Origin of the sequence: Lacrimispora sanguinis (assembly GCF_044987295.1) — a bacterium.
Taxonomy (GTDB): domain Bacteria; phylum Bacillota; class Clostridia; order Lachnospirales; family Lachnospiraceae; genus Lacrimispora; species Lacrimispora celerecrescens_B.
The window spans coordinates 128,025-145,560 of sequence record NZ_CP173277.1; the positions used below are offsets into that span (position 1 = coordinate 128,025).

The 17,536-nt window shown below is 45.4% G+C and carries 13 protein-coding genes and 1 other annotated feature; of the genes, 11 read left to right on the plus strand and 2 right to left on the minus strand.

Features of this window, described 5'->3' with window-relative positions; all coding sequences use genetic code 11:
* Nucleotides 1-20 precede the first annotated feature (20 nt).
* Both ACHZES_RS00575 and ACHZES_RS00580 read right to left on the minus strand, forming a co-directional pair.
* Complete coding sequence (locus ACHZES_RS00575) at nucleotides 21-545, minus strand: DUF4364 family protein (protein ID WP_038280766.1); 525 nt, start codon at nucleotides 543-545, stop codon at nucleotides 21-23.
* A 132-nt stretch (nucleotides 546-677) separates the two neighbouring features.
* Complete coding sequence (locus ACHZES_RS00580) at nucleotides 678-1,832, minus strand: NADP-dependent malic enzyme (RefSeq protein ID WP_395547329.1); 1,155 nt, start codon at nucleotides 1,830-1,832, stop codon at nucleotides 678-680.
* 70 nt (nucleotides 1,833-1,902) lie between these two features.
* Here ACHZES_RS00580 and ACHZES_RS00585 point away from each other — a divergent pair, with 70 nt between their 5' ends.
* From ACHZES_RS00585 to ACHZES_RS00635, 11 genes are all read left to right on the plus strand, one after another.
* Nucleotides 1,903-5,547 (plus strand): DUF5717 family protein, encoded by a 3,645-nt coding sequence (locus tag ACHZES_RS00585; RefSeq protein ID WP_395547328.1) that lies wholly within the window; start codon nucleotides 1,903-1,905, stop codon nucleotides 5,545-5,547.
* A gap of 16 nt (nucleotides 5,548-5,563) precedes the next feature.
* Nucleotides 5,564-6,787: a DUF5716 family protein gene (locus ACHZES_RS00590; RefSeq protein WP_089987923.1), complete on the plus strand. Its 1,224-nt coding sequence runs from the start codon at nucleotides 5,564-5,566 to the stop codon at nucleotides 6,785-6,787.
* Entirely contained in the window at nucleotides 6,784-7,599 is an 816-nt protein-coding gene (locus tag ACHZES_RS00595) for a hypothetical protein (RefSeq protein WP_395547327.1), read from the plus strand. The genes ACHZES_RS00590 and ACHZES_RS00595 overlap by 4 nt, the downstream gene beginning before the upstream one ends.
* Nucleotides 7,600-7,710: 111 nt before the next feature.
* On the plus strand, nucleotides 7,711-8,388 hold the full coding sequence (locus ACHZES_RS00600) for a GntR family transcriptional regulator (protein WP_038280772.1): 678 nt from the start codon (nucleotides 7,711-7,713) through the stop codon (nucleotides 8,386-8,388).
* Between the two features lie 246 nt (nucleotides 8,389-8,634).
* Complete coding sequence (locus tag ACHZES_RS00605; RefSeq protein ID WP_395547326.1) at nucleotides 8,635-9,657, plus strand: alcohol dehydrogenase catalytic domain-containing protein; 1,023 nt, start codon at nucleotides 8,635-8,637, stop codon at nucleotides 9,655-9,657.
* Nucleotides 9,658-9,706: 49 nt separating this feature from the next.
* Complete coding sequence (locus tag ACHZES_RS00610; protein ID WP_154520859.1) at nucleotides 9,707-10,969, plus strand: ABC transporter substrate-binding protein; 1,263 nt, start codon at nucleotides 9,707-9,709, stop codon at nucleotides 10,967-10,969.
* An 89-nt stretch (nucleotides 10,970-11,058) separates the two neighbouring features.
* The gene (locus tag ACHZES_RS00615) at nucleotides 11,059-11,934 is read left to right on the plus strand and encodes a branched-chain amino acid ABC transporter permease (RefSeq protein ID WP_038280780.1); all 876 of its coding nucleotides are present in this window, start codon (nucleotides 11,059-11,061) and stop codon (nucleotides 11,932-11,934) included.
* A 17-nt stretch (nucleotides 11,935-11,951) separates the two neighbouring features.
* The gene (locus ACHZES_RS00620) at nucleotides 11,952-12,896 is read left to right on the plus strand and encodes a branched-chain amino acid ABC transporter permease (RefSeq protein ID WP_195841063.1); all 945 of its coding nucleotides are present in this window, start codon (nucleotides 11,952-11,954) and stop codon (nucleotides 12,894-12,896) included.
* A 1-nt stretch (nucleotide 12,897) separates the two neighbouring features.
* Complete coding sequence (locus ACHZES_RS00625) at nucleotides 12,898-13,650, plus strand: ABC transporter ATP-binding protein (protein ID WP_395547325.1); 753 nt, start codon at nucleotides 12,898-12,900, stop codon at nucleotides 13,648-13,650.
* Nucleotides 13,651-13,653: 3 nt separating this feature from the next.
* On the plus strand, nucleotides 13,654-14,376 hold the full coding sequence (locus tag ACHZES_RS00630; protein ID WP_195841062.1) for an ABC transporter ATP-binding protein: 723 nt from the start codon (nucleotides 13,654-13,656) through the stop codon (nucleotides 14,374-14,376).
* Between the two features lie 116 nt (nucleotides 14,377-14,492).
* Nucleotides 14,493-14,717 (plus strand) — a binding site (T-box leader).
* A gap of 152 nt (nucleotides 14,718-14,869) precedes the next feature.
* Nucleotides 14,870-17,509 carry a valine--tRNA ligase gene (locus ACHZES_RS00635; RefSeq protein ID WP_395547687.1) on the plus strand — a complete coding sequence of 880 codons (2,640 nt, stop codon included), beginning with the start codon at nucleotides 14,870-14,872 and terminating at the stop codon, nucleotides 17,507-17,509.
* Nucleotides 17,510-17,536: the final 27 nt, after the last annotated feature.

The following is a 17,536-nucleotide window of genomic DNA, read 5'->3' on the forward strand; positions in this document are numbered from 1 at the left end:
TGTTTCTGCTAGATGATATGTTAAGAACCGCTCATCAGTGACTTCATGGCAAATGCATAAATTTCCTGACTTTTTGATTTCCAGTGATCACACATGATCTCTGCCTGGTCTTTGTCCGGAACAGATAGTTCCAGGTTTATCAGGCAGTTTTTTCCTTCCCGGACCTGGCAGTGAACGATGTAGTCATGGCTGGTGGATTTATAGAAATCAGCAGTTACGCCTACCTCGTTGCGAAGCCGGAATTTGTTCTCTTTTAAATATTCATCCATATCATTGATGATGGCGGGTGAGATTTTGCTACCGAAAAAGGAAAGGGTCTCTTCCCCTTCCCTGGTGATCTCGTACCGGCTGCTGTTATGGTTGGTTTCCACATGAAGCAGTCTGGCCTCCAGCAGTTCATTCAATGCCTGATTGAGCGTAAAATATGTGGTATATTCATGCTCCAGAAAAAAGTTTGACAGTTGTGCGCTTGTCAGGGGGAAATTAACCTGTTTAAGCATGTATAAAATCATCAGTTTGTACAGGGTCATAGGTTCTGACAGCATAGTTACCTCTTTCCTGCCCGCGCTTTTTGGGCATTTTGGTATCCCTGTAAGGGGTTACCTCCAGTGTTGCGCTTGCTGCGCCGTAAATTCAAGGATAGTGAAAGCAGCTTTAAACCGGATCATCCATGTTTTCTACTGCCGGATAAGTTTTTTGACTGCTTGGCTTACGACAGATGCAACACGAGGATCAAAAGCTTCAGGCAGGATATTGTTTTCGTTCAATTCTGAGGGAGATACAAGGTCAGCGATAGCAGATGCGGCAGCAAGCTTCATGTCTTCTGTAATCGCAGATGCTCTTCCCTCCAATGCACCTTTAAAGATGCCGGGGAACACAACTACATTATTGACCTGGTTAGGGAAATCAGACCTGCCGGTTCCGACTACTTTTGCGCCGGCCGCTTTGGCAAGATCAGGCATGATTTCGGGTACCGGGTTAGCCATAGCAAACAGGATGGCATCAGGATTCATGGAAGCGACCATTTCTTCCGTTACGATTCCGGGAGCAGACACTCCTACGAAAATATCGCTGCCTTTCATAGCATCTGCCAAGGAACCATGAGTCTCTTCCAGATTCGTCACGTCCATCATCTTTTTCTGCATCCAGTTTAAGCCTTCCATGCCCTTTGCAAGGATACCGGCACGGTCACACATGGTGATATGAAGAAAACCATAGGACAGAAGAAGTTTTGTAATGGCAATACCTGCGGAGCCGGCACCGTTTACAACAATTCTGCATTCCTCTTTTGTCTTTCCTGTCACTTTTAAGGCATTTATAATGCCTGCAAGAACTACGATTGCCGTTCCATGCTGGTCGTCATGGAATACGGGGATGTCAAGCAGCTCTTTTAACCGTTCTTCGATTTCAAAACAACGGGGAGCGGAGATGTCCTCTAAATTAATCCCGCCGAAAGCAGGTGCAATATTCACCACGGTCTTAATGATCTCTTCGGTGTCCTGGGTATCCAGACAGATGGGGATGGCATTGATTCCTCCAAACTCCTTAAAAAGCACCGCTTTTCCTTCCATAACGGGCATAGCGGCCAGAGGTCCGATGTTGCCAAGTCCAAGAACAGCACTTCCATCTGAAACGACTGCAATGGTATTTGATTTGATTGTGTATAGATAGGCGGCTTCCGGATTCTCAGCAATGACTTTGCAGGGCTCCGCTACGCCCGGGGTGTAGGCAAGGGCTAAATCTTCTCTGCTTTTTACCTTTGCTTTGGAAATGATTTCCAGTTTTCCCTTCCATTCTTCGTGCAGCAATAAAGCTTTTTCGTTGGTTGTCATGATCGTTTGTCCTTTTTTTCACAGTTTTTATTTATCATACCAATTTTAGGGTTTTAAATCAATAGAAAATATGATAGAATATAGAGTAATTGAAATCAAACAAGCTAAATATGATAAGGAAATTAAAGATACAGGTGGTACTATGAGAGAACGGATCAACAGGCTGGCAAAGGGCATCATTGATTCAGAGATTCCAAAGATTAAGGTGACACCGTGGGAAATTGATGATGTGGTTCGTTCAGGCGGAGCCACCAGACGGGAACTTGTCGTTACCAGTGAGAATAATTTACACATAAAAGGACTTGCATATTCGTCAAACTTCCGTGTCAAACTCATAAGCGGAGCATTTGGCGGTACATATAACCATCTGGTCTATGAGATAAACAGTAGTTACCTGGAAGATGGAGATGTGATTAAGGGCTCTTTTTATCTGGTTACCAATGGCGGCGAGAGAGAAGTCCCTTATTCTTTTTGCGTGGAACTGAGCACGTCAGGAAAAGCGCTGAGTGATTTAAAAACAGCAGATGATTTTGCAGATACGGCTAAAAAGGATATGGACACGGCTCTTCGTTTGTTTGAGTACCGGGATTTTGCCACGGCTCCTTTTATGCAGGATCTTCATGTAAGGGCAATCTACGATGGATTAAAAGGAAGGCCTGACAGAAGAAAGGAACTGGAAGAGTTTCTGACCGCTTTAAAGGTGAAAAAGCCAGTCCAGCTATGGACGGAAACCGAGGAGCGGAGATTTGGAGAACTTGAGGAAGTTTTAACAGATTGGGTGATCATAAAGCGCAGCGATTGGGGCTATGTGAACCTGGAAGTTACAACGGACTGTGATTTTATAGAGCTGCCAAAGAAAAGCATTGTGGAGCAGGATTTTGAAGAAGAGGAATGCAGGGTTCCCTTTTTGGTCCATCCGGAACGTATGCATCAGGGAGAGAATTCCGGAAGGATTCTCATAACCGGAATTGAAGAACGTTTTGTCATCCCTGTTATGGCGGTCAATAACCCCGGAGGAGGGGTATCCGCTGAAGACGCTTTTGCAAAAGAAGCCTTAAGCCGGTATTTACGGCTTCGCCTGGAAGAAGAGTACGGGCGGAAGGATATAAATATTTTATATGAAGAGATGGGAAAGGCCCTTGACGAGATTGAACTGATGAAGGGCGAAAGCGGCCTGCTTAAGCTGCTCCGGTCAGAGATATTCCTTGGACAGGGGAATCCTTCCAAAGCGGCGCTGCTCCTTGACGAGTGCAGAGATGAGATCCTTATGGACCGCCAGGAAAAAAGGGAGCTTTACTGTTATTATCAGTACTTGCGTTTAAAGGTACAGCCGGATGAGTACCAGAAGGAATCCCTGATCCGTCTCATGAAAAAATATCTGGAAGAAGATAGAAGACTCTTCTGGCTTTTTTTGCTGCTTATAAAACTGGATGACAAGCTATTTGAGAATCTGCCTGCATTGCTAGCCATGATGAAAAAGCAGTTTCAAATGGGCGTCAGAAGCCCGTTTTTCTATATCTGGGGCTGCAGGGTGTTAAATCGTTCACCGGAGATCGTAAGAGCCATAGGCTCCATGGAACTCCAGATCCTTTACCATTGCGCCGGAAAAGGGATTATAGACCAAAAGCTGGCGGTAGCCGTATCCAGGCTTACCCTGACGGCAAAGCATTTTAACCGGCTGCAATACCGGATGTTAGTTAAGCTTTATGAGGAGCATCCCATAAAAGAGGTGCTTGAGGCGATCTGCGCCTTATTAATCAAAGGGGAATGCCGCATGGCGGAAGCCTTTTCCTGGTACGAGAAAGGGGTAAAGGCGGGGATCAGCCTGACGCGGCTTTATGAATATTATTTGTATGCTCTGCCGGGTAATTACTGTTATCTCCTTCCAAAGGAAGTGCTCCTTTATTTTTCCTATGGAGGAAATGAGCTGGATCTCCACAGCAGGGCCGTCCTTTATAAGAACGTTCTTGTTTATTTGGAACCGACCGACCCTCTCTATCAGGCTTATGAGCGGACGATCGAGAAGTTTGCTACGGAACAGCTGTTTGAATCTCGGATTGACAAACAGCTGGCCGGGATTTATGAGCGGATGATATTAAAGGACGTGATCGATCTTCCCATGGCAAAGGTGCTGCCTTCCATACTCCGGTCCTACCGGGTGGAATGCAGCAATAAAAAGATGAAGTATGTCATTGTGTGCTATGAGGAAATGACAGAGGAGGATGCATTCCTTCTTGACAATGGTGTTGCCTATGTGCCCTTGTTTTCGGAACACAGCATATTGCTTTTTCAGGATGCCTTTGGCAACCGGTATGCCAACATTCCTTATACGATAGAACCTATCATGGACCGCCCGGAACTGGAAGAACGCTGCTTTGAACTATATCCGGAGCATTCCATGCTTCGGCTTCGGGCTTGCGAAAAGATTCTGGCTGACGGAGCTTCGGACATGGAAGAAGTGAAGATATTAGAAGGCACTTTAGAGGATAAAAAGCTGAGGCCTCTTTTTCAGAAACTCCTTCTATCCAAAGTTATTGAATTTTACGGCAGGCAGGCATCCGACCGGAAAGATGGAGAGGAAGGAGCCGGATATCTGCTTAAACTGGATAAAAATGTCCTTTCCAAGGAAGAGCGTATCAGCGTCTGCGATACACTTATCCATAACAACTACACGGAAGAGGCGTTCTTAATGATACGGGAATTCGGCAATGAAGGGATTCGGACGGAACGGCTTTATGAGTTGTGTACGAAAATGATACTTAAGAATCTCTTTGACGAAGATCCATTGCTGTTACATCTGGCTTACGATGTTTTCAAGGTAGGAAAAAGCGACGGTGTGATCCTTGACTACTTATGTGAACATTTTAACGGTTTGACGGATCATATGTATCAAGTTCTTATGAAAGGCGTTTCCGAGCATGTGGAAACATATGATCTGGAAGAACGTCTGACCGCTCAGATGATGTTTTCCGGCCGCAGTTCTAAGCTGGATAAGGTGTTCGGTCTTTACCGGAGCCGCAAGGAAACCAGTGACATGATCGTGAAGGCTTATTTTACCTTAAAATGCAATTCGTATTTTATGGAGGATAAAGAGCCGGAGGAAAAGATTTTTGCTTATCTGGAGGGAACGGTCCGGGCTGCTTCCGTGAAAGGCCGTCTCCCAACCATTTATTTACTGGCCATAACAAAATATTATTCAAAACTTCCTGCTCTTGACGAAGAGCAGAAGAAACTGTGCCGGGATACAGTATCCTTCCTTTTGGAAGAAGGCCTTGTGTTCCCGTATTTTAAGGCTCTGGCAAACGATGTTCCCTTGCCGGAGGATATTATGGATAAAGCCATGATCCAGTACTGTGGGGAAAGAGATTCCAAGGTGGAATTGCTGGTAAGAATTCTACCTGATGAAGAAGAGTTCCACAGTGAGGATATTTCCAGGATGTACCAGGGAGTTTTCGTCAAACAGAAGATTTTGTTTGAAGGCGAGATCATGGAATACCAGGTGAGGGAACTGATAGACGAAGAGTGGGTCTTAAAAAAAGAAGGCAGCGTCAGCTGCGACACAGGAAGCTCCCAGGAGGCTTCAGACAGCAGGTTTGCCTGCTTAAACGAAATGAGCCTGTCCTTTAGCTTAAAGGATGAAAACGGGCTCAAAAATCGGATGCAGGAGTATTTAAAAAAGAATGCTGCTGCGGAAGAATTATTTCCACTGATGTAAGATAAGGGGGCTGTCAATGGACGGACTGATCATAGGGCTTGACCTTTGCGATGCCTATACCCGCATATGCTGCCATGACAGGGAAAAATCATGGTGCTTTCCTACAGTCATCTGCAGGAAAAAGGATGAGGATGCCTGGTTTGTAGGAGAAGAGGCTTATGCCTATACTCTTGTTGGCGAGGGCATTATTGTAGACAAGCTGATAAAAATAGTTAGAAAAGAAGGGACCGCAACACTGGGCGGAACCAAATACGAAGGTCTTGACCTTTTAAAGATGTTTTTAAAGAAGATATTAAAGCTTCCCATGGAAGAGTTTTTCTGCGATGAGGTGAAACAGCTGGTGATCACCATGCAGAAGGTGGATAGTAAGCTGATGGATGCCCTCATGTATTGTGCGGACTACTTAGAGATTCCAAGAGATCGTGTGCACATCATAAGCCATACGGAAAGCTTTGTTTACTATACTCTCAGCCAGAAAAAAGAAGTCTGGAGCAATCAGGTAGGCGTATTTGACTTATCGGAAGACTCTTTTCACTATCATGAACTGAAGGTGCAGAGGGGCCTTCGGAAGATGGTAGTCATTGCAGAGGATGAGGTTTTGGAGGAAAGTTTTAATCTGGATATTTTAGATACACCTTCCGGAGGAAAGCTGGCGGATAAAATCTTAAGCTCCTGCGCGGACAGGCTTCTTCAGAAGAAGTTATTTTCATCTGTATTTCTGACGGGAAAAGGCTTTGAACGCCACGACTGGGCAGCAGATTCCATGAAGATACTCTGTTCCCGCAGAAAGGTCTATATGGAACCGGAGCTGTTTGCCAGGGGAGCTGCTTTTAAAGGAATGGATTATCTGCAGGAAAAGACCTCCTATCCCTTTACCTGCATCTGCGAAGGGCGGCTTCACTCCACCATTTCCATGAAGGTGCTTCATAAGGAACGGGAAAGCCAGCTGGTCGTAGCTGCTGCCGGTGACAGCTGGTATGAAGCAAAGAGCAGCGTGGATCTGATTGTGGATCATCAGGATTACGTGGAATTCATGGTAACACCTATGGATCCTAAGCAAAAACGGCTGGTGAAGATCCCGCTGGAGGGATTTCCAAACCGGACGGACAGAACCGTCCGGGTAGGGATCAGCTTTGGATTTCTGGATGAAAAAACAATGGCAGTTGTACTGAAAGACAAGGGCTTTGGTGAGTTGTTCCCTGCTACGGAGGCCGTGATAAGGCAAGAGGTTATGCTATGAGTCTGATTCTTTGCCGGCAAGAGCCGGTTAAACACCCTTTTTATTTTGAAGGCCTGGGAGTCCGCCTGTTTTCCTCCCAAGAGCTTTGCTATGTGATTTATAACAATCCCATATTGGTTATGGATCAATTTGTGGATGATAACCTGATCCAGTTTATCCGTGAGGATTTAGATATGGCTTTTCTGGCTGCCAAGCTGGAAAAATTGCAGCAGAGCGGCGAGGAACCGGATGAACTTCTTGCCATGATCCTTCACGAATGTGATTACTATACTGCTTCCGAAGTAAGCCGGTTCCGTCAGAATCTGACTGCTTACCGCCGGATGCCGGCCGCAGAGTTGTTTAAGGCAAAGGCAGATTATCTTTTTTCCAGACAGCAGTATGGAAAAGCTGAGGCTGAATACCGGAAAATTCTGGACCTTCCAAAGACAGACCGGGGAGATAACGCCTTTCAGGCTAAAATCTATAATAATCTGGGAGCAGCCTATGCCAGACTGTTTATGACGGACAAAGCCTGTCAGGCCTATCAGAAATCCTTTGATCTGGAAAAAAATGATGAGGTTTTAAAAAGAATATGCCATCTGACCCAGTGGAATACGGGGCTGGTGTTAAATGAGCGGTTCCAGGCTCTCATTACAGATGAAATGAGGCAGGAGTGCGAAATAGAAAAAGAAAAGGCACAGGCAAAGGCAGCTCAGGCAGACAGCCTAAAAGAGCTTGAACGGCTGTTTCAAAAGGACCCGATCAAGCGTCTTCAAGGGGCCGGCGAGCTGATTCAGAAGTGGAAACAGGAATATCGGAACATTATGTCTTAAGGCGATTTCTGTTTGAGATTGCTAAGCGATGTTCAATATGCTAGTATATTAGTCGGAAGAATGGTTACATTAAAATAATTAGAAAAAATATGCAAAGACAGGAGCTTAAAAATGCAGGTGAAACCTCGTAAGTCAGGAGAGATCGCAAGGGAATATGCGTTGCGGATTATTAAAGACAACATTATTTCTCTGGATTTGGAGCCGGGGAGTAGTCTGAATGATATGGAGGTTTCTGCGGAACTGGGCGTTAGCAGAACTCCGGTAAGAGAAGCCATCATGGAACTCAGCAAAAGCAAGATTATTGAAATTTATCCCCAGAAGGGGAGCCGGATTGCATTGATTGATTTGGAGCTGGTGAATGAAGCACGTTTTTTGCGCCTGGTGCTTGAGAGGGCGATCGTGGAACTGGCTTGTGAGATGGCAACGCAGGAGGATATCGTTCGGCTGGAAGAAAACTTAAAGCTGCAGGAGTTTTATGCTGCACAGGGCTGGTCGGGAGAATTGCTGCATTTTGATGATCTGTTTCACGAGATGCTGTTCAGTATCTGCAAAAAGGATTTGATTTATAATATCAGCAATGGGCTTTCCATTCATTCGGACCGTTTAAGGCGTATGGCGCTGTTTGCGGTAAAGGATTTGAAAGTGGTTTCCGACCACAGAAGGATTGTTGACGCAATCAGGGCCAAGGACAGGCAGCTGGCGGGTACGATTTTGGTAGAACATCTAACCAGGTATATCGGTGAGGAAAAGGAAGTAAGAGAGGTTTATCCTCATTATTTTAAAGATTAGTAAGATTAATAAGGTCAGTAAGATAAGGGCATAAAAATTTGCATCCTGCATTTTTATGCTTTTTTTGTTGCAAAAAATAGAAATATGTACAATGTGTACAAAAAGAAATTGCTGATTTTGTTATTTTAGTAAATGGACTGTCGTTTATAAACATGCTATCCTTATACTAACAGATATACTAATATATTAGAATACTAATATATACCACATAGTGGATGTCATGTAAATTGAAGGGAGACAAAGAGAGTGAAGCAGGTAATTATTACAGAGCCTTTTCAGTATCAGGTGATTGATCTCCCGATTCCGGAGCCGGGAGAGGGCGAAGTGTTGGTGCAGATGAAGGCGGCAGGAGTATGTGGGTCTGATATCCATCTGTTCCTGGGAGAAAATCCTCAGGCAGTATTTCCAAGAGTTCCTGGCCATGAGAATGCAGGAGTGATTGTAAAGACCGGAAGCGGGGTGACGAGGGTACGGGAAGGCGACCGGGTGGTAGTGGATTTGGTTGTTGCGTGCGGTGAGTGCCCGCATTGTAAGAGCGGAAGGCGGAATGTATGCCGGACTGTCAAGGCAAGAGGTGCGGCGATAGACGGCGGCTGGCGGGAATATTTTGTGGTTCCTGAACATGAAGTATATTTGATTCCGGATGCCATGGAGTTTAAGGATGCAGCATTAGTGGAGCCCTTTGCCATAGGAGGGCACTGTACAAAAAGAGGCCGGGTTACGAAAGAGGATCTGGTACTGGTACTGGGAAGCGGTACGATTGGTGCGATCATTCTTCAGACCTGCAAGGCGAAAGGCTGCCGGGTGATTTGTGCCGATATTAACGGGAGTTCGTTGGAACGGGCGATTTCCTATGGCGCTGATTTTGTGATTAATACGAGAGATGAAGACCTGGTTAAAAGGGTTCAGGAAATTACCGAAGGAGCCGGAGTGGATGTTATCTTTGATTCCGCCTGCTACCCCGGTTCTCTTTTTCAGGTCATGAAGCCGGGAATTATTGCAAACGGCGGCAGGATTATTCCATTGGGATTCTGCACAGAGCCGGAGAATATCACTCAAGCCATGATCAATGGCAGAGAGTTAGAGATCATTGGAACCAGAATGTCCTGCGGGCAGTTTGTTCCGACGATTGAAAAGATGACCGCAGGGGAATTTCAGATCGATGGAATTGTCAGTCATTATATTCCGTTTTCTGAAATCGGTAAGGTGTTTGAATCTATGAAACAGCCGCCGGCGGATCTAAGAAAGATGGTTATCCTGTTTGACTAAGTCAGGCGGAAACTATAATAAACTTATACTTATTAGGGAGGTATTTATTATGTTCAAAAAGGTTAGTGCAGCAGTTCTTTCAGCAACGATGATTTGTTCGCTGGCAGCATGCTCAGGGCAGAGTTCCACTGAAACCACAACCGCTGCTGCGGCATCTCAGACGGCTGCAGGCGCATCTGCTGAAACGACTGCTGGGGCGGCCAGTGCAGGCGGCGAATTTATTCTTGGCTCCCCACAGCCTTTAACCGGCGTGAATGCCCAGGCAGCCCAGGCAACTCTAAACGGAATCATGCTGGCGGTTGAAGAACTGAATGCGGAAGGCGGCTTAAACGGACAGACAATCAAGCTGGTTACTTACGATGACCAGGGTTCACCGGAAGAGGCTGTTAAGATTGCCAATAAGATGGTAGAAGTAGACAAGGTGGATGCAGTAATCGGGCCATTACTTAGTACCTGCCAGATGGCTCAGGGTGCGCTGTTAAATGACGCAAAGATCCCGACGATTGGAATCGGATTAAGCCCGTCCTTTATGGAGAACGGCTGGGATTATATCGTAAGATCATCTCTAAACAGCGATTATGTTATGAAGATTCTGGCTCAGAACATGGTAGATTTGGACGTTCATTCCCTGGCGATCTTCTCCGGTCAGGATGATTCTTCCAAAAAGGCAGCCGGCTCTATGAAAGCAGAGGCGGAAGCGGTAGGAATTACGGTTACTACAACAGAAACTTATGTAGATGGAGACACAGATTTCTCCGGACAGGCAGCAAAGCTCATCAACACAAAGCCGGATGCAATCTATGCGGCATCCTATGCCAATGTGCAGCCGATTATCGCAAAGCAGCTTCGTCAGTTTGGTTTTGAAGGACTGTGCTTTAATAAGGAACTGTTCCAGGCAGACAGCTTAAGAGTAGCCGGTTCCGCGGCTAACGGCTGGATTTTTGCTTATCCTTACATATCATACAAAACGGTAGATGAATGTGATATTCCTAACATGAAGGAATTTATCGTTAAGTATGAAGCCAAATACGGCGCTCTTCCATATCATGAAGGTGCAATGAGAGGATATGATGCGGTAAAGGTTTTAGCTGAGGGAATTAAGAATGCCGGAAGCACCGATCCTGAAGCAATTATGGCAGGGATTAAGAGCATAAGCGGATTAGAGGGGCTTGGTGGCACCTTTGATTATACCGGTGGAGACGGCGAAGGATTACATTCCTGCAACAGCTATGTAATTGCCGATGAGAAGTATACTGTACTGGATAAATGGGTAGGTGACGGCGGATTTGAGGCATTCAAGGCAGGAAAGTAACAGACATTGATATACATATCCGGTGGAAGAGTCCGGTTCAGGTTTGTACCGGGCTCTTTTGCCGATCATTTTAATCAGGAAGGATGATAATGATGTTAATACAGGTAGTAATATCAGGGCTTGTGATCGGCTGCGTGTACGGGCTTATTGCACTGGGATACAGTCTGATTTATAAAGCGTCCGGGCTTATGAGCTTTGCCCAGGGAGATATGTTGACTTTGGGAGCGTTTCTTGGTTATAGCTTTTATGGAATTTTTAAGCTTCCCTTTGTAATTTCTCTGGTGTGTGTGGTATTGTGTATGTTCTTTCTGGGCCTGTTTCTGGAAAAGGCCATAATTCGTACACTGCTTAAAAATCATGTTTTACCGGTTTATATTGTACTTGCAACCATCGCTATATCCTATATAATCCAAAATGCGGCGATGTTAATCTGGGGAACACAGACACTGTCATTTCCGCAGATTTTCCCGATTCCGCTGGTAGGCGTGCTTGGAGTTAAAGTACAGCCGGAAGCATTATTTTGTATTCTGATGAGCCTGGTATGTATGGTGGCATTACATATATTTATGAAATATACCCGTTTTGGTACGGCGATGCGTGCGGCCGCCATGGATGCAACAGCGGCACGGGCCTGCGGAATCAATGTTTCCTTCAGCACTGGCGTAACCTGGGGCTTATCTGCCGGTGTCGCGGCAACAGGCGGAATCTTACTTGGGCCTATTTACGGCGTTTATACCATGTTAGGAGCTATCATCGGAAGAAAAGGATTTTCCAGTGCGGTAATCGGCGGTTTTGGAAATATGTATGGCGCAATTGTGGGAGGTATTCTGCTTGGACTTGTAGAGACCTGTACTTCCGCGTACATCTCTTCTGCTTATAAGGATATTATATCCTATTCAGTGCTGCTTTTGTTCCTGTTTGTTAAGCCTACGGGTCTTTTCAATGAGCAGGCGCTTACAGACTAAAGAAGGGGGAAATGGGAATGAAATTAAAATCAGTTTCAAAAATTCTGCTTGCAGTTCTGCTTCTGCTGGTTCCGCTGCTGTTTCGGAATTTTAATTACGGAATTTTAATCTGCGGATTTATTGGAATTTACATTATTGCAATTTCCGGGCTTGACCTGGTGTTTGGATACTGCGGGCAGATCTCAATGGGACATGCTGCTTTTTTCGCTATTGGTGCTTATGGTTCGGCGCTTCTGCACAAATATCTGCATCTGCCGATTCTGTTGACCATGGTGATTGCGGCTGTGCTTGCCACACTGATCGGTGCGTTGCTTGCTTATCCGGCTTCTAAGCTGGTTTTTCACTTTCTTTCACTGGCAACGGTAGCATTCGGAGAGATTGTTTACCAGTTAGTAGCCCAGTCACCGGGAGGAATCACAGGTAACTTTACCGGCTTCTATACCGATTCTATCAATTTATTGGGTTTCAAGATCAGTACTAATACCAGATTTTATTACTTTGCACTGGTATGTGTATGTGGCTTTTTACTGATGAAGCACCGGCTGGTGAAATCCAAGGAAGGACGTGCTTTTTTAGCCATTCGAGAAAATTCCCATGCTGCGGACGGAATGGGAATTGATGTGAAGCGGTACAAGATTATTGCCTTTGCTACCAGTGCTTTTTATACGGCCTTTGCCGGTTCCATGTATGCACACTATGTACGTTTTATCAGCCCGGAGACATTTTCCAACAGACAGTCTGTTATGTTCTTAACGATGCTTCTTTTTGGCGGTACTGCTTCCTTAAGCGGACCGATTATGGGAGCTGCAGCCGTTCTCCTATTGAATGAAGGACTTCGTTTCGCTGAGCGGTATCAGATGCTGATCTATGGATTTATGTTGTTAGTCGTTATTTTGCTGATGCCGGGCGGAATCTATGGCATCATTAAAAAACAGATTGATAAAAGAAGGGTGGTAAGCTGATATGCTGACAGTAAAAGATGTTACCTTGCGCTTTGGCGGGCTGACAGCCGTAAATAATGTATCCCTTACGATTAAACAAGGCACGATCAATGGCCTGATCGGACCGAACGGAGCTGGAAAGACGACCTTTTTCAACCTGATCAGCGGTGTCTATACACCCAATGAGGGAGAGATTGTATTTGATGGTGTGAAGCTCAATGGGAAAAAATGCTTTGAGATCAATCACATCGGGATGTCCAGAACCTATCAGGTTATCAATTTATTCCGGAAGATGACAGTTGTGGAAAATGTAATGGTAGGGCTGCACCCCAAGATGAAATCAGGATATTTTTCCGCCATACTGGGCACAAAGGGTCAGAGGGAGGAAGAGAAGGAAGTGCTTGAGAAGGCATTGGACTGGCTGGATTTTGTAGGGCTTCGGGGCAATGCTTATGAGATGTCCGGTTCTTTATCCTACGGGAAACAGCGTCTGTTGGAGATTGTCCGGGCTCTGGCCAGCAATCCTAAGCTCCTGCTCCTAGATGAACCGGCAGCAGGAATGAACTCCAAGGAGAAAGAGGAGCTGTTTGAAATTCTGCGCAAGATCCAGAATCTGGGCGTGACAATTCTAATGATTGAGCACGATATGAAACTGATGATGGGAATTACGGATTATATATTTGTTCTTAACTACGGCAAGAAGCTGGCGGAGGGTACGCCTGTCCAGATTCAGAATAATCCGGAAGTAATTGCAGCTTATTTAGGGGAGGATTAATCTATGGCGCCATTGCTGGAAGTAAAGAATTTGAATTATTCATATGGGAATATCCATGTGGTAAAGGATGTCAATCTCTATATTAATGAAGGTGAGATTGTAACCCTGATCGGGGCCAATGGAGCTGGGAAAACGACGACTCTTCGGACGATTTCCGGACTAACGGACGCCTCCGGAGTGAAAGGCGAAATTATCTTTAACGGTAAAAATATCCAGAAGATGCCCGGTAATAAGATCACTTCACTGGGACTTTGCCAGGTTTTAGAGGGACGTCACATCTTTTCAAAGCTGACTGTCCGGGAAAATTTGCTGGTAGGTGCTTATACCCGTAAGGATATGGATAATGTAAAAAAAGAACTGGAAGAAATTTATACATTGTTTCCCCGTCTGCGGGAAAGAATGGAACAGTTGGGCGGAACACTCAGCGGAGGAGAGCAGCAGATGCTTGCAATCGGAAGAGCGTTGCTTGGAAAACCGAAGCTGCTGCTCTTAGACGAGCCTTCCCTGGGACTGGCACCGCTGGTAATCAGAGAAATCTTTGAAGCGATTGTCCGGATTCGTAATACCGGTATGACGATTATGTTTGTAGAGCAGAACTCTAAAATTGCTTTAGAGACTGCAGACCGGGGATATGTGGTCCAGAACGGACAGATTGTTATGGAAGATACCTGTAAGAATCTTGCCAGTAATGAAGAGGTTAAAAAAGCATATCTGGGAGAAGATTAAAATTGCTAAGAGTATTGTACTTGACAAAACCATAAAAAAACACTATCATTACAAGGTATAAGGAAATATCCTGTGGGTATACCCTATATGCCCCAAAAGCATGGGCAGGAATAAGGAAAAAGGTAGAGAAGAAGAGGAGTACGCTTATAACCCTGAAAGAGAAAACCGTTCACCGGCTGAAAGACGGTTAAGGTAGTGTATGCGGAAGGTAGCTTCTGAACCGGAAGGCTGAAATTTTGTAATTCAGTAGGCTTTCACGTGTGGCTGCGTTATAGGCTATATGAGATATGGTAGGATATACCATATGAACAAAGGTGGTACCGCGTTAATTCGCCCTTTGCATCCCAACGATGCAAGGGGCTTTTTTTTGTATACGGGGAAATCTCTTTGGAATTTCCAGTTATACAAAGCGCTCCGCTTTGGAAGCGCAATTCCGTCATAGGGCATACTGATTAGCCCGGAATATATGGCGGTCAGCAGGAAGGAGAACATGATGAAAGAATTGGAGAAGACCTATAATCCGGCAGGGATTGAAGGCAAGCTTTATGAGAAATGGCTGGATAAAAAGTATTTTCATGCAGAACCAAATAAGGATAAAAAGCCCTTTACCATTATCATGCCGCCGCCCAATATCACAGGGCAGCTTCATATGGGGCATGCCTTAGACAATGCCATGCAGGATATTTTGATCCGCTATAAGCGGATGCAGGGATTCGAAGCCCTGTGGCAGCCAGGCACAGACCATGCGGCTATTGCAACGGAAGTTAAGGTTATCGAGAGCTTAAAGAAGCAGGGAATTGAAAAAGAAGAACTGGGCAGGGAAGGCTTCCTGGAAAAATGCTGGGACTGGAGAAAAGATTATGGCGGTCGGATCATCAACCAGCTTCATAAACTGGGATCTTCTGCCGATTGGGACAGAGAGCGTTTTACCATGGATGAAGGCTGTTCCGCAGCCGTTCAGGAAGTTTTTATCCGGCTCTATGAAAAAGGTTATATTTATAAAGGTTCCCGTATTGTAAACTGGTGTCCGGTTTGCCAGACTTCCATTTCTGATGCGGAAGTGCTGCATGAGGACCAGAACGGCTTCTTCTGGCATATTAATTACCCTATCGTAGGAGAAGAAGACAGATTTGTGGAGATTGCAACTACCAGGCCGGAAACCCTTCTTGGAGATACTGCAGTAGCAGTGAACCCGGAAGATGAGCGCTATCAGGACCTTATCGGCAAGATGTTAGAGCTTCCCCTTACCGGCCGCCAGATACCGGTAGTAGCAGATTCTTATGTGGACAAAGAATTTGGTACCGGCTGTGTGAAGATTACCCCGGCCCACGACCCCAATGACTTTGAGGTTGGAAAGAGACACGATCTTCCTGAAATCAATGTCATGAATGACGATGCCACCATCAACCTTCCTGGCAGCAAATATCATGGTATGGAACGCTATGAGGCCAGAAAAACCATTGTAAAGGACCTTGAAGAGCTGGGGCTTCTGGTAAAGGTTGCTCCCCATGCCCATGCGGTAGGGATCCATGACCGCTGTAAGACCACTGTAGAGCCTTTGGTTAAGCAGCAGTGGTTTGTCAAGATGGAAGAGATGGCAAAGCCGGCAATTGAGGCTTTAAAATCAGGAGAACTGAAATTCGTTCCGGAGAGATTTGATAAGACCTATCTTCACTGGCTTGACAATATCCGTGACTGGTGTATTTCCAGACAGCTTTGGTGGGGACACCGCATCCCGGCATATTATTGTGACCAGTGCGGAGAGATCATCGTGTCAAAAGAAATTCCCACAGTATGCCCGAAATGCGGAGGAACCCATTTAACTCAGGATGAGGATACCCTTGATACCTGGTTTTCTTCTGCTCTCTGGCCATTCTCCACTTTAGGCTGGCCGGAAAAAACAGAGGACTTAGAATACTTCTACCCAACCGATGTGCTGGTTACTGGCTACGACATTATCTTCTTCTGGGTAATCCGAATGGTATTTTCCGGAATCGAGCAGACCGGTAAGCTTCCTTTCCACACGGTGCTGATGCACGGTCTGGTAAGAGATTCGGAAGGCCGCAAGATGAGTAAATCCTTAGGAAACGGAATCGATCCTCTGGAGGTTATTGAAAAGTACGGAGCCGATGCTCTGCGAATGACCCTGATCACCGGAAATGCGCCCGGCAATGACATGCGTTTCTATTGGGAGCGGGTGGAAGCCAGCAGAAACTTTGCCAATAAAGTTTGGAATGCTTCCCGCTTCATTATGATGAATATTGAAAAAGCACCGGATGCAAAGGCAGCGCTTTCTGAACTTACCATTGCGGACAAATGGATCCTGTCCAAGGCGAACACCCTTGCTAAGGATGTAACGGAGAACCTGGATAAGTATGAGCTTGGAATTGCTCTTCAAAAGGTTTATGATTTTATCTGGGAGGAATTCTGCGACTGGTATATCGAGATGGTGAAACCAAGGTTATGGGATGATAAGGATCAGACAAAAGCGGCTGCCATCTGGACGCTGAAAACAGTGCTTATTAACTCTTTAAAGCTTCTTCATCCTTATATGCCGTTCCTCACCGAGGAAATCTTTTGCAATCTTCAGGACGAAGAGGAATCCATTATGATTTCCAGCTGGCCGGAGTATAAGGAAGAATGGAACTTTGATACAGAAGAGCATGCGGTTGAAACCATTAAGGAAGCTGTAAGAGGAATCCGGAATGTACGCACCTCAATGAACGTTCCGCCAAGTAAGAAAGCGAAGGTTTATGTTGTTTCTGAGAATCAGGAGATTCTTGATATCTTTGAACACAGTAAGGTATTTTTCGCTACGCTGGGATATGCCAGTGAAGTATATTTACAGAAGGATAAGAATGGCATAGCAGACGATGCCGTATCTGCGGTTATTCATCAGGCAGTTATCTATATGCCGTTTGCAGAACTGGTGGATATTGAAAAAGAAGTAGAGCGTTTAAAGAAGGAAGAAGAGCGCTTAGGCAAAGAACTGGCTCGTGTTGAGGGCATGCTTAACAACGAAAAGTTCGTAAGCAAGGCTCCGGCAGCCAAGATCGAAGAGGAAAAGGCAAAGCTTGAGAAATATGCTCAGATGATGGATCAGGTAAAGGAGAGACTTTCTCAGCTCTCTTAAATCTCCATCTTGGAAAATCGACAATAT

Bases quoted from the DNA above. Each gene is read 5' to 3' on its own strand.
- ACHZES_RS00575 (WP_038280766.1), bottom strand. From the start codon at position 545: ATGCTGTCAGAACCTATGACCCTGTACAAACTGATGATTTTATACATG.
- ACHZES_RS00630 (WP_195841062.1), top strand. From the start codon at position 13,654: ATGGCGCCATTGCTGGAAGTAAAGAATTTGAATTATTCATATGGGAAT.
- ACHZES_RS00585 (WP_395547328.1), top strand. From the start codon at position 1,903: ATGATAGAATATAGAGTAATTGAAATCAAACAAGCTAAATATGATAAG.
- ACHZES_RS00590 (WP_089987923.1), top strand. From the start codon at position 5,564: ATGGACGGACTGATCATAGGGCTTGACCTTTGCGATGCCTATACCCGC.
- ACHZES_RS00620 (WP_195841063.1), top strand. From the start codon at position 11,952: ATGAAATTAAAATCAGTTTCAAAAATTCTGCTTGCAGTTCTGCTTCTG.
- ACHZES_RS00615 (WP_038280780.1), top strand. From the start codon at position 11,059: ATGATGTTAATACAGGTAGTAATATCAGGGCTTGTGATCGGCTGCGTG.
- ACHZES_RS00600 (WP_038280772.1), top strand. From the start codon at position 7,711: ATGCAGGTGAAACCTCGTAAGTCAGGAGAGATCGCAAGGGAATATGCG.
- ACHZES_RS00635 (WP_395547687.1), top strand. From the start codon at position 14,870: ATGAAAGAATTGGAGAAGACCTATAATCCGGCAGGGATTGAAGGCAAG.
- ACHZES_RS00610 (WP_154520859.1), top strand. From the start codon at position 9,707: ATGTTCAAAAAGGTTAGTGCAGCAGTTCTTTCAGCAACGATGATTTGT.
- ACHZES_RS00580 (WP_395547329.1), bottom strand. From the start codon at position 1,832: ATGACAACCAACGAAAAAGCTTTATTGCTGCACGAAGAATGGAAGGGA.
- ACHZES_RS00595 (WP_395547327.1), top strand. From the start codon at position 6,784: ATGAGTCTGATTCTTTGCCGGCAAGAGCCGGTTAAACACCCTTTTTAT.
- ACHZES_RS00625 (WP_395547325.1), top strand. From the start codon at position 12,898: ATGCTGACAGTAAAAGATGTTACCTTGCGCTTTGGCGGGCTGACAGCC.